Here is a 12,271-nt window from a genome sequence, read left to right on the forward strand (position 1 = left end):
CTTAAATCACAATCAGGTCGGCTTGCAGCGCGCCGGCTTGTTTCAAGGCTTCCAGAATCGCCATCAAGTCGCCTGGAGCAGCACCGACCTGGTTAACCGCGCGTACGATTTCATCCAGCGTGGTACCTGGACCGAACTTAAACATCGGGTGCAGTTCTTGTGCCGCGTTGAGTCGAGAGCGTGGAACCACCGCCGTCTGGCCGCCGGACAGCGCGCCTGGCTGACTGACGATTGGGTCTTCAGTGATGGTGACAGTCAAGCTGCCGTGGGTAACGGCCGCCGGAGAAACCCGAACGTTCTGGCCGATCACGATGGTGCCGGTACGCGAGTTGATAATGACTTTGGCTGAGGCCTGGCCTGGATCGACTTCCAGGTTTTCCAGCACGGACAAGTACTCAACCCGCTGGCTTGGGTCCATCGGCGCGGTCACCCGTATCGAGCCGCCGTCGAGGGCTTGTGCAACGCCAGGGCCGAGCATGTCGTTGATCTTGTCGACCACCCGCTTGGCGGTGGTGAAGTCAGAACGGTTGAGGTTGAACGTCAGGCTGTTGCCTTGATTGAACCCACTCGGTACAGCGCGTTCGACCGAGGCGCCGCCAGGAATCCGACCGGCTGAGGGAACGTTAACGGTGATCTTTGAGCCGTCACGACCTTCAGCATCGAAACCACCCACCACCAGGTTGCCCTGGGCGATGGCGTAGACGTTGCCGTCAACACCCTTCATGGGTGTCATCAACAGGCTGCCGCCGCGCAGGCTTTTCGAGTTACCGATGGACGACACCGTAATATCGACCATCTGACCCGGTTTGGCGAACGCTGGCAGGTCCGCGTAAATGGCCACCGCTGCAACGTTTTTCAATTGCACGGTGCCGGAACCCGCAGGAACCTTGATCCCGAACTGAGCCAGCATGTTGTTGAAAGTCTGCAGGGTAAAGGGCGTCTGGGTGGTTTGGTCGCCGGTGCCGTTGAGGCCAACCACCAAGCCGTAACCGATCAATTGGTTAGTCCGCACCCCGGAAATACTGGCGATGTCTTTCAACCGCTCGGCGTGTGCGCCGAGGGCAGTAGACGAGAGCAGTATCGCCACCATCAGTTGTTTGAACGTGGTCATGTCTCACCCGCTATCAGAAAGGGAACAACGGGCTGAGGAAGAAACGATCGAACCACCCCGGTTGGTTGGAATCGGCAAACGAACCGGTCCCCGCATACGTGATACGTGCATCCGCTACCCGCGTCGACGACACGGTGTTGTCGGTGGCGATGTCATCGGCGCGAATCAGGCCGGCAATTCGCACCAGTTCGTCACCGGTGTTAAGAGTCATCCACTTTTCACCCCGGACCGCGAGAATACCGTTGGGCAACACTTCTGCCACCGTCACTGTCACCGAGCCGGTCAGGCTGTTGCTTTGCGCCGCCTTGGCATCGCCTTTGGTGGTGCGGGCGCCGTTATAGCCCACGTTCAAACTCAGGTCGCCGCCGCCCAGCGGGTTACTGGTGTTGAGGCCACCACCGAACAACGAGGTCAGGCCGATGCTGTTGCTGCTGTTTTTGGTGATGCCGTCACTGGCCGCTTTACTGGCCGCCATCTTCTCGGAAAGCGTGATGGTGATGATATCCCCCACCCGATAAGCCTTACGGTCGTCGTAGAGGTTCTGCTCAAAACCGGCTTGGTAGATCGAACCGTTATTGGCAGCGGAGGGCAGTGGCGTTCGTGGCAACACCGGCGCGTAGAAAGGGTCATTGGGCTTGGCCACAGGCGCAACACAGCCGGCCAGTAATGCGATTGCGCAAAACGGGGCTACCAACAGAGCAGTCAGTCGGACAAGCCGCAGAACAGGAAGCCGTTTCATGACACTTAAAACCTCGCGGTGCAGCAGGTACTTATCAGGTACCCCATCCAGTTGATCAGGTAACGTGACAGGCCGAAGTGGCCCATCAGGGTTTTACAGATTTTGCGTGACGTATTGCAGCATCTGGTCGGCGGTAGAAACCACTTTGGAGTTCATCTCATAAGCGCGCTGGGTAGTGATCATGTTGACCATCTCCTCAACGGTGCTCACGTTTGACGCTTCCAATGTGTTCTGCTGAGTGGTACCGAAGCCATTCAAGCCAGGTGTGCCGACTTGTGGCGCACCGCTGGAAGCGGTTTCCAGAAACAGGTTGCTGCCTTTCGATTGCAGACCGGCCGGGTTGATGAAGTCAGCGGTCTGTATGTTGCCGATGATCTGCGGCGTGGCACTGGAGCTCGCCAAGGTGATTGACACCGTGCCGTCCTGGCCGACAGTGAATGTCTGGGCTTGCTGTGGCACGACGATAGCGGGTTCCAGAGCGAAACCACTCGCTGTCACGATTTGGCCATTGGTGTCCAGGTGGAACGTACCGTCGCGGGTGTAGGCGACCGTGCCGTCAGGCTGGCGAATCTGGAAAAAACCGCGACCGTTAACCGCAAGGTCGAGGGGCTGATCGGTGGTTTGCAAGCTGCCGGCGCTGAAGTTCTTTTGCGTACCGACGATGCGCACACCCGTACCCAATTGCAGGCCGGACGGCAGTTCGCTGTCCTGCGTCGACTGGGCACCAGGCTGACGCTTGATCTGATAGAGCAAGTCTTGGAATTCAGCACGATCACGTTTGAAACCAGTGGTCGAGACGTTTGCCAAGTTGTTGGAAATGGTCGTCAGGTTAATGTCCTGAGCGGCGAGACCGGTTTTGCTGACGTAAAGTGCCGGAAGCATTATTTCTCTCCTCGAGCGCCTGGTATTCGGCGCAAGCTATCAATGGTTAGCTCTGCAAGACTCGCGCCACCGACTCATCGTTGGTTTCGGCGGTTTTCATCATCTTGATGTGCAATTCGAATTGGCGCGAAAGGGCCAGCACCTGGGTCATTTCTTCCACCGCGTTAACGTTGCTCGCGTGCAAGAACCCGGACTCGACCTGAACGTCACCGTTTACGGCGGCAGGCTTGCCGTCCTTGGTATGAAGCAGGCCATCAGGGCCTTTTTCCATGTTGCTCAAGTCCGGCTTGACCAGCTTGATGCGATCAATCTGTGCCATCACTTTCGGGCTTTCGCCCAATGAGCGAATACTAATAGTGCCGTCGGCACCGATTTCGATTTGCTGCTCGGGCGGTACGGCAATGGGCCCACCATTGCCCATGACCGGCAAACCATTGCCATTGCGCAACACACCCAGGGCATCGACGTTCATGCTCGCGGTACTGGTATAGGCTTCGCCACCGTCGGGAGTTTGCACCGCGATCCAGCCGCCGCCTTTGACGGCAACATCGAGATCACGGCCGGTTTCCATCATCGCGCCTTCAGAAAGATCAGTTCCCGGACGTTCGCTCAAGGCGTACGCCCGCGAAGGCATGACGTCCCCGTACACCGGCATCGAACGCGCCTGTTCGAGGTCACGCTGAAAGCCAGTGGTGGTGATGTTCGCCAGGTTGTTGGCGTGAGCCTTCTGGGCTATCGCGTTCTCAGACGCTCCGCTCATGGCGACGTAAAGCAACTTATCCACAGTTTTCCTCCTCTGACAGACGCTTGCCGTATGTAGATGTTCTAATCACGCAGAAGCAATATTCGAACCAACTTGTCAGGACTGATACAAAGCGTTGATTCGCCAATGTTAATGGGCTAAGGCTAATCGTCAGATCTCGGTGAACGAACGAACGCGGCGGTGGATTGCCGCATTTGCTCATCCTATGAAAAGGACCGCGCCAAAAAAACCTCGCTCGACGCAAGCGCACGGTCGCGCGACAAGCAGAAACTGCGCGGCAGACAAGTGAACCTACAGACCCATGAGGCTTTTATGCCATTCATTCACGCACTAACCCTTTGTCTGCTAGTCGCCTGCGGCGCGGCAATGGCTGGGCCTGCGCCTTGGTATACATGGCAAGGCTCAACCCGGGTTGTCTGCGCGCAAAACAGCCCAGGATCCGGTTGGGTTCGGTTGGCCGGCCCTTTTAAAAAATCTGACTGCAAGCTCTGAACCGAACGGCACGCTCAACAAAAGCCCCGACAGGTCGAGGCTCTTGCTCGCCTGCGCTGCTTAGGGAAACTCTGAAAAAGGTTTTCAAATCTGGTGAAATGTCCCCCATCACATGAGCCGAGCGGTTGCCCCCCATGAAGCAAATTTCTTTCGCCGATGCCGAGTACGCCGGTAAACGTAAGCGAACCCGCCGTGAGATTTTCCTGAGCGAGATGGACAAGGTCGTCCCCTGGAAGGGGTTGATCGCTTTGATCGAGCCGCATTATCCAAAAGGCGAAGGGGGCCGCCCGGCGTATCCCTTGATGGCCATGTTGCGTGTGCACCTGATGCAGAACTGGTTCGGCTATAGCGATCCAGCAATGGAAGAGTCTCTTTATGAGACCACGATTCTGCGCCAGTTCGCGGGGTTGAATCTGGAACGCATTCCCGACGAAACCACGATTCTCAACTTCCGTCGCCTGCTGGAGAAAAACCATCTTGCCGGGGGAATCCTGGAGGTCATTAATGGCTACCTGGGAGACCGAGGTTTGATGCTTCGTCAGGGCACAATTGTTGATGCCACGATCATTCATGCGCCGACGTCGACCAAGAATAAAGAGGGTAAACGCGACCCCGAAATGCATCAGACCAAGAAAGGTAATCAATATTTTTTCGGGATGAAAGCGCACATCGGAGTAGACGCTGATACGGGTCTGACGCACAGCGTGGTGGGCACGGCAGCCAATGTCGCGGACGTCACTCAAGTCGATCAGTTGCTGCACGGCGAAGAGACCCATCTCTGTGGCGACGCGGGCTACACCGGCGTAGAAAAGCGGCTTGAACATGAGGGGCGCGAGATGATCTGGTCGATCTCCGCCAGGCCCAGCAGCCGCCGCAAACATGGAGAAAAAAGCGTCATTGGCCGTGCGTTGCGCAAGATTGAATACGCCAAATCGCAAACTCGGGCCAAGGTTGAGCACCCGTTTCGGGTGATCAAGCGCCAGTTTGGTTACACCAAGGTGCGGTTTCGCGGGTTGGTAAAGAACACGGCGCAGTTGGTGACACTGTTTGCACTGTCGAATCTGTGGATGGCGCGCCGACATTTGATGGAGCCTATAGGACAGGTGCGTCCGCAGTATGGAAATTAAGGGTTAATAAGTGCTTAAAACCGGCTTATTCATCAATAAAAGCCGATATTTTCGAAATTTCAGTGAAGTACTTTCTTTCGGAGCGCTTGACGCCCGATTTGCCAGAAAAAGAAGGTCTTATTTCAGACCTTCCTTAGATGGCTTGTATTAAGGTCTGCATCAACGTTGCCTCAGTGGACAATGCTTTAGAGTTGGCTTGATAGGCCGTTTGCGCCTGAATCAACTCCACCAGCTCATCGGTCAGCTTGACGTTGGAGCCCTCTAATGACCCAGAAACAATGCCGCCTATTCCACCCGATCCGGGTGCGTCCAATTTGGCCATGCCAGAAGCGCTGGTTTCTCTCCAGCGGGTTGTGCTGTCTGGCAGTAGTCCCTGCTCATTGGCAAACGTGGCAAGCATCAGTTGGCCAATACTCTTGTTTTGGCCATTGCTGAAACCCGCTTGGATCACACCATTAACGCCGATGCTGACCACCTCAAGCTGCCCTGCCGCATAGCCGTCTTGCTGGGCGGTGGTGCGGCCGGTGGTTGCGTTATGTTGGGAGAGATTTTTCATATCGATGGCGATACCGGCCACGCTGCCCTGAGCGCCGTTTGTAGTCCACTTCTCACTGCTTTTGCCTGCATCGAGCACCCTGGCCGGGACCCAGCTTTTTAACGTGACAACGTTATTTTCCACGCTCAAGCCTTCGCCTCCCGTCATTGATCGAACGCTGCCGTCGGCATTGAAGATCAGGCTAGCGGTAAGCGGCGCTTCTAGATCCGGTGTTGTCGGATTGCGCCCGCTGACCAGCACATGCATCTTCCAACTGTTAGTACCGTCTTTGACAAAATGTTGAGTCAGCTCGTGCTGATTGCCCAAACTGTCAAAGATCGCCGTGGAAAACAGCTTGTTGAACGTGGTGATATCGGCCGCATTGAACCTCGGCACGCTCCGGCTCATTACCGCACCTACCTCATCAAGCCCGTTGACGCCTCCCTCGCTGAGCGACAGCACAATTGGACCGTTGTTAACGGCGGGGCTTGCGGACCATATGCCATCAACCTCACGAGAAGGCGTCCAACCCGCCAACGGAAACTCCGTGTTAGAGGTCTTCTTGATCAGGTCGCCCTCGCTTACCAATGAAATGCTGCCATCTGGCTGTTTAGTGATCGTTGCCACCAGCGGCGAGGTAGTGCCTGGATCAATTGGGTGACGGCCATTGATCAACGTGTACATCGTCCAACGGTTAGCATCCGTTTTCACAAAGTATTGTTTAAGTTCGTGGTCCGCTGGAGCAATCGCAGGCGTGGCCGAAACACGTACCGCCTCGTTACCTTGAACATCTTTTCCTTTGACCTCCGCTACTGCCGCCGCCCCGCCGTCCTGAATAGTTTTAGTCAGCACACTGGAATAAGTAGCAGGGTCATCCCGGTTGAAGTTCGGCAGTGCAGCCAGCGAGGGCAGCGAAGAGTCCAGGTTGATTGTCTGGCCAATTACGCTGGTGGTTTTAGCGGCCATGTTACCGGTGTTGATTTTCAAGTCGGCACGAATACCATTAACCACGGCACCTTTATCATTAACACCGTAGCCCTGCAGACGACTGCCTTGAGTATCCACAATATAGTCGTTCGCGTCCTTTATAAACGCTCCAGCGCGGGTGTAACTTAATGCGCCACTATCACTGACCACAAAAAATCCTTTTCCCTGTATGCGCAAGTCCAGCACCCTCTCAGAACTTGAGCCGATCTCCCCCTGGCTGAAATTCTGTGCAACGTTCGCCAGCCGCACGCCATCGCCTACCGCATTGCCAACGCGCCCCAGCATGGCGCCGGAATACAGCGCCGTGAACTCTGCCCGCGATGATTTGAACCCATGGGTTCCGACGTTAGCAATATTATTGCTGGCCACTTCCAGTCTTTTATGGGCAGCGTGTAACCCATTCAGCGCAACATTGAATGACATAGAGACTCCCGTACCATCATCGATGGCACTATCGTTAAATGCGTTTTTTTTCGCAGTGTCTATCTGCGGTTTTTATTCTCGCATTAACTAAAGTAGGAAATTTCTATGTATATAGTAGGAAATGGCTGATTTATTTACTTAGAACCTCTAAAAAAAAACATAAAAAAACCCCTTCGAAAAGAGGCTTTTTAGAGGTGAACTTAACCAGTCTTACCCGACCATTTGAATAGTGGTCTGCATAATAGCGCTTTGAGTTGATATAGTTTTAGCGTTCGCCTGGTAGTTACTTTGCTCGCGAATCAAGGCCACTAACTCAGAGGTCAAGTCGACGTTGGAGTCTTCCAGTGCAGACCCGACGATGGAGCCCAAGGTGCCGGTTTGAGGCGCACCGGTAACCGGCACACCCGATGCAAACGACTCTTTCCAGCTGCTGCCGCCTACCGAGATCAGCCCTTGAGAGTTGGCGAAGTTAGTGATCGACACCTGGCCAATGACTTTGGATTGAGAGTTGGTGTAGGTGGCGAACAACACACCGGTTGAGTCTACCGACAAGCCAGCCAATTGGCCGGTGGCATAACCGTCCTGGCTTTTGGTGGCCACACCGCTGGCCGCGTTAGTCTGCGTAGTGGTCAACATATTGATCTGGATGCCGGCCGTGTTGCCGCTCGCTCCGTTAGCCCCCCAAGCAAGCGGGGTGCCGGACTGTGTAGCCGGAACCCAGCCACTGAGGGTATAGGTACCGTCGGTGTTAACCGCCAGGTTGGCAGTGGGCGATGCCGACGATTTCAACGAGCCGTCGGTGTTAAAGGTCAACGCTAAAGAATCTGGCGTTGTCGATGTCGGGTCTTTAGCATTACGACCATCGACCAAGGTGTACATGGTCCAATCGTTAGTGCCCGTTTTAACCATGTACTGGTCCAGAGAGTGTTGATTTCCCTGGCTGTCGAAGATAGGTGTACTGACGCTAAAGTTATAGCTGGCAGTGTTGCCTGGAGTGAAACTAGTCACTTTAGGAACAGTCGCCGTAGAGTCCAAGTTTGATGCAATCGTGACCAGACTCGTTGGCTTAGGTGTCAGGTTCGACGAGTCGATGACCAAATTGGTCGACACACCCGTTACCACTTTGCCGCTCGCATCAACGCTGTAGCCCTGCAGCTTCTGGCCGCTGCTGTTGACAATGTTGCCGTCTTTGTCTGGATAGAATGCGCCGTCGCGAGTGTAGAGCTTCTCGCCGTTGTCGCTGACCATGAAAAAGCCGTTACCTTGAATCGCCAAGTCAAGGCTGCGCCCGGTGCCGGTGGTCAAGTTGCCTTGAGTAAACTGCTGAGACACAGCAGCAACCCGTACGCCACTGCCTGAGTTAGTGGCGCCAGAGGCACCGCTGACTGCCGCCGAGTACTGGTCCTGAAATTCGGTCCGGGACGATTTGAAACCGGTGGTCGCGACGTTGGCAATGTTGTTGCCGGTGACGTCGAGACTTTTGTTTGCTGCATAGAGCCCACTGAGACCGATGTTGAATGACATGTTTCGCTCCTACGCCGTCTAGTCGGCTCTATATACCGATTGTTTGAACTTTGGACAGGCCAACACTGCTGCCACCCGCCAAATTTAAAGTCATTTCCGCGCCAGCCAAACCCATCGTCACGCTGTTCACAGTGGCGGGCAGGTAAGTCGTCAATGCAGTGGCCGTACCACCAGCAGTACCCGTGGCCACAACGCTGTATGTACCCGCCGGTGCAACGGTGCCGTCACTTGCCTTGCCGTCCCAAGTAAAACTGGTCGTGCCTGCCGGTTGAATACCCAAGTCGATGGTGTCGACCAAATTGCCTGAGGCGTCGTTGATCTTGACGACTGTAGAACTAGAAGCGGGCACCGCGACCGAGCCGGTCATCCCTTTAGTGGTATCGACCACTGCCGTGCCGGTCGCGACGACGACCGAACGCCCGACCAGTGAAGACGCTTGCAGCGCTTGGGACGATTGGTAAGTGGTAGCAATCGAGCCGACCGAAGTGTTGAGATTCTGTGTCGCCTCCAGATTGCTAAACTGGGCCAGTTGGGACACAAACGCAGTGTTGTCCTGCGGGGTGAGCGGGTCTTGGTTTTTCAACTGAGTTACGAGCAGTTGCAAGAAGGCATCTTTGCCCAGCGCTGAGGAAGGATTGGTAGTGACCGAAGTCCCTGATGTTTTTGAAAGCTGGTCTAGGACCGATTGGCCGACCGCGGTAGTCGTTGTCATTAGCTGCGCCCCTTATTACTGACCCAGGGTCAGAACCTTCTGCATCATGGTTTTGGCGGTATTCATCATGTCCGCGTTGGTTTGAAACGAGCGACTGGCAGAAATCATGTCGGCCATTTCTTGCACAACGTTGACGTTGGGGTAGTAGACGTAACCGTTTTTGTCGGCAGCCGGATGGTTCGGCTCATAGCGCGCGTCGAGGTTGCTCTGGTCCTGGACAATACCGGCAACCTGAACACCCTCGCCCGCTTCGCTCTCGCTACCGAACAGCGAACCGCTGTCGCCATCGGTTTGACCTTGCATGACGGTGGCAAACACCGGGTGACGGGCGCGATAGGTCCCACCTGCGCTCGACGAAACTGTTTCGGCGTTGGCAATGTTGCTGGCCACGGTATTCAATCGCGTGGTCTGCGCGCTCATGCCGGTACCGGCAATGCTAAAAACGCTGGCAAGGGACATGAATTACTCTCCTCGCAGGGCTGACATAAGCCCTTTGAATTTGTTATTGAGAAAGGTAAAGCTGGCTTGGAAGCCCACCGAGTTCTGCGCGTAGTTGGCCTGTTCAACCTGACCATCAACGGTGTTCTGATCCAGGGATGGCTGACTCGGGGTGCGATAAAGCAACGTCCCGTCCATGTTGCCCAGGGTGTTAGCTTCGATGTGGCCGGCATTGGTAGTGTTCATCGCGAACGTGCCGTTCTTACTCTTGTCGGCCTGGGCCGCGAGCACGGCGGCGAAGTCCAGGTCTCGCGCCTTGTAATTCGGCGTGTCGGCGTTGGCAATGTTATTGGCCAACACTTCTGCACGCTGAGCGCGGAAGGCAAGCGCCTGCTCATGAATGCCTAACGCTTTATCGAAGCTGATGCTCATCTCGGGAAACCTTTAGCGGCTGACCTGTTTTCGTATCTGAGACAAAGCAATCAGCGTGCCAGCTTCTTTAGAGCCGTAATTCAAGGGCTTCAAGCAGGTTGACCAAGCGGCAAGCCAAAATAGCGGCAATGGATTTCCGCTGACCGCCAGTAAAGCGGCAATGGGCACCGGCATCGGTTGCCGTTGGCTTAACCTTGCAACGCGCGATCTGCGCACACAAAAATGCCCCGATCTTGCGACAGGGGCATTTTTAAGTGGCGATGACACTTACTTGGTCTGGTAAATAATCCCCGGACTGCATTGCACCATCTGGTAATGGTCAGGCAAACCATTGAGTGCTTCGGAGGCGCCAAGGAACAGATAACCACCCCGCTTGAGTGTGCTGTGAATGCGCAGCAGGATGTCTTTTTTAACTTCAGCCGAAAAGTAGATCAATACGTTGCGACAAAACACGACATCGAACTTACCCAGGCTGGCGTAGCTGTCGAGCAGGTTAAACGAGCGAAATTCCACACGGTTCTTGATGGGTGCTTTGACCGCCCAGCGTCCCGGTGTCTTGACGTCGAAGAATCGCTGTAGCCGCTCGGGAGAAAGCCCCCGCCCAATCGCCAAACTGTCGTACTCACCCGATTTGCAGTTGGTCAGCATCGCCCCGGATAAATCCGTGGCAACGATTTGCACGCCGCCTTTGAGATGACCGATGTTGGTCCGCTCAAACTCGTCGATCGACATCGACAGCGAATACGGTTCCTGCCCAGAGGAGCATGCCGCCGACCAGATTCGCAGACGCTGATTGGGGCTGGCTTTGATCGCTTCCGGAAGCACCCTGTTTTTCAGCACTTCGAACGGATAGGTGTCACGAAACCATAAGGTTTCGTTGGTCGTCATCGCGTCGACTACCTGCTCACGCAAACCACTGCGTGGCTGGGCCTGGATCCGCTGAATCAACTCACCCAAGGATTTGATGCCCTGCTGCTCCATCAGCTTGTTGAGACGGCTGGAAACCAGGTACTGCTTATTTTCACCCAGCAAGATGCCACAGGCTTTTTCCAGGAAGACCCGGAACTGTTCGAAATCCAAATTACCCGTAGACAAAGAAACCGCCTCTTAACTCGTATGTACCACCGCAGGGCACTGCCTGCGGTGATTATTTCGCTGCGTTGATCCGGGCAACTACCCGGGATGCGAGATCATCAGGTCGGAACTTTGCGAGAAAATCATCGGCGCCGACTTTCTTGACCATCGCCTGGTTGAAGACACCCGACAAGGAAGTATGCAGGATGATATGCAGCTTTTGCATGCGCGGATCGGCGCGGATTTCTGCGGTCAGGGTGTATCCGTCCATTTCAGGCATTTCGATGTCCGAGATCATCATCAAAAATTCTTCTTCGGGCTTCTTGCCTTCCTCAACCATCTTGCGCAAGTAATCCAACGCCTGCCGGCCATCGTTCAAGGCCACCACCTCGACGCCGACCGTTTGCAGACAACGCGAGACCTGCTTGCGCGCGACCGAGGAGTCATCCACCGTCAAGACGCGCAGCGTGACTGCTTTCGCCTGAGTCTCAACGTCTATCACGCCGACAGAAATATGCTCGGAGGTGGGCGCTACTTCGGCGAGGATTTTCTCCACATCGATGATTTCAACCAACTGATTGTCGACTCGAGTCACTGCCGTCAGGTAGTGATCGCGCCCGGTCCCCTTGGGTGGCGGATGGATCTCCTCCCAGTTCATATTCACGATGCGTTCTACCGAATGCACCAGAAAACCCTGAATCTTGGTGTTGTATTCCGTGATGATCACGAAGGTGTTACTGACGTCTTTCAACGCCTGCGCGCCGGTGGCCATCGCCAGATCAATGATCGGAATGGTCGCCCCACGAATATTTGCAACGCCGCGCACCACTGGGTTGGACCTGGGCATCACGGTCAATTTAGGGCATTGCAGCACCTCTTTGACCTTGAACACGTTGATCCCGTAGAGCTGCTGTCCGTTGAGACGGAACAGCAAAAGCTCAAGGCGGTTCTGCCCTACCAGTTGAGTGCGCTGGTTCACCGAATCCATTACACCAGCCATGCCGTGACTCCTAGACCAAAAGCTTCGAACCG

Annotated in this window: 12 protein-coding genes; 1 reads left to right on the forward strand and 11 read right to left on the reverse strand. The window is 55.1% G+C overall.

Translation table 11 applies throughout. The features are described 5' to 3' along the window. Position 1: 1 nt before the first annotated feature. The 4 genes from RHM65_RS23085 to RHM65_RS23100 form a co-directional block, all read right to left on the reverse strand. The gene (locus RHM65_RS23085; RefSeq protein ID WP_416194762.1) at positions 2–1,111 is read right to left on the reverse strand and encodes a flagellar basal body P-ring protein FlgI; all 1,110 of its coding nucleotides are present in this window, start codon (positions 1,109–1,111) and stop codon (positions 2–4) included. Between the two features lie 13 nt (positions 1,112–1,124). Then, complete coding sequence (gene flgH, locus RHM65_RS23090; protein WP_322184088.1) at positions 1,125–1,850, reverse strand: flagellar basal body L-ring protein FlgH; 726 nt, start codon at positions 1,848–1,850, stop codon at positions 1,125–1,127. A 93-nt stretch (positions 1,851–1,943) separates the two neighbouring features. Further along, positions 1,944–2,732 (reverse strand): flagellar basal-body rod protein FlgG, encoded by a 789-nt coding sequence (gene flgG, locus RHM65_RS23095; RefSeq protein WP_322168421.1) that lies wholly within the window; start codon positions 2,730–2,732, stop codon positions 1,944–1,946. 46 nt (positions 2,733–2,778) lie between these two features. Next, a complete protein-coding gene (locus RHM65_RS23100; RefSeq protein ID WP_322168419.1) occupies positions 2,779–3,516 on the reverse strand; it encodes a flagellar basal body rod protein FlgF in 738 nt (245 codons plus the stop codon). 605 nt (positions 3,517–4,121) lie between these two features. Here RHM65_RS23100 and RHM65_RS23110 point away from each other — a divergent pair. Beyond that, a complete protein-coding gene (locus RHM65_RS23110) occupies positions 4,122–5,114 on the forward strand; it encodes an IS5 family transposase (protein WP_322165339.1) in 993 nt (330 codons plus the stop codon). Between the two features lie 133 nt (positions 5,115–5,247). Here RHM65_RS23110 and RHM65_RS23115 read toward each other — a convergent pair whose 3' ends face one another. From RHM65_RS23115 to RHM65_RS23145, 7 genes are all read right to left on the reverse strand, one after another. Then, the gene (locus tag RHM65_RS23115) at positions 5,248–7,059 is read right to left on the reverse strand and encodes a flagellar hook-basal body complex protein (RefSeq protein ID WP_322184090.1); all 1,812 of its coding nucleotides are present in this window, start codon (positions 7,057–7,059) and stop codon (positions 5,248–5,250) included. Positions 7,060–7,269: 210 nt separating this feature from the next. Next, a complete protein-coding gene (gene flgE, locus RHM65_RS23120; protein ID WP_322168414.1) occupies positions 7,270–8,583 on the reverse strand; it encodes a flagellar hook protein FlgE in 1,314 nt (437 codons plus the stop codon). A gap of 28 nt (positions 8,584–8,611) precedes the next feature. After that, entirely contained in the window at positions 8,612–9,295 is a 684-nt protein-coding gene (locus RHM65_RS23125) for a flagellar hook assembly protein FlgD (protein WP_322168412.1), read from the reverse strand. A gap of 15 nt (positions 9,296–9,310) precedes the next feature. Beyond that, the gene (flgC, locus tag RHM65_RS23130; RefSeq protein ID WP_322168411.1) at positions 9,311–9,754 is read right to left on the reverse strand and encodes a flagellar basal body rod protein FlgC; all 444 of its coding nucleotides are present in this window, start codon (positions 9,752–9,754) and stop codon (positions 9,311–9,313) included. A gap of 3 nt (positions 9,755–9,757) precedes the next feature. Beyond that, a complete protein-coding gene (gene flgB, locus RHM65_RS23135) occupies positions 9,758–10,165 on the reverse strand; it encodes a flagellar basal body rod protein FlgB (protein ID WP_322168409.1) in 408 nt (135 codons plus the stop codon). A 267-nt stretch (positions 10,166–10,432) separates the two neighbouring features. Next, complete coding sequence (cheR, locus tag RHM65_RS23140) at positions 10,433–11,260, reverse strand: protein-glutamate O-methyltransferase CheR (RefSeq protein WP_322168408.1); 828 nt, start codon at positions 11,258–11,260, stop codon at positions 10,433–10,435. A gap of 52 nt (positions 11,261–11,312) precedes the next feature. Continuing rightward, positions 11,313–12,239: a chemotaxis protein CheV gene (locus tag RHM65_RS23145; protein WP_322168407.1), complete on the reverse strand. Its 927-nt coding sequence runs from the start codon at positions 12,237–12,239 to the stop codon at positions 11,313–11,315. Between the last annotated feature and the right edge of the window lie 32 nt (positions 12,240–12,271).

Origin of the sequence: Pseudomonas sp. CCI4.2 (genome assembly GCF_034350045.1) — a bacterium.
In the GTDB taxonomy this organism is placed as follows: domain Bacteria; phylum Pseudomonadota; class Gammaproteobacteria; order Pseudomonadales; family Pseudomonadaceae; genus Aquipseudomonas.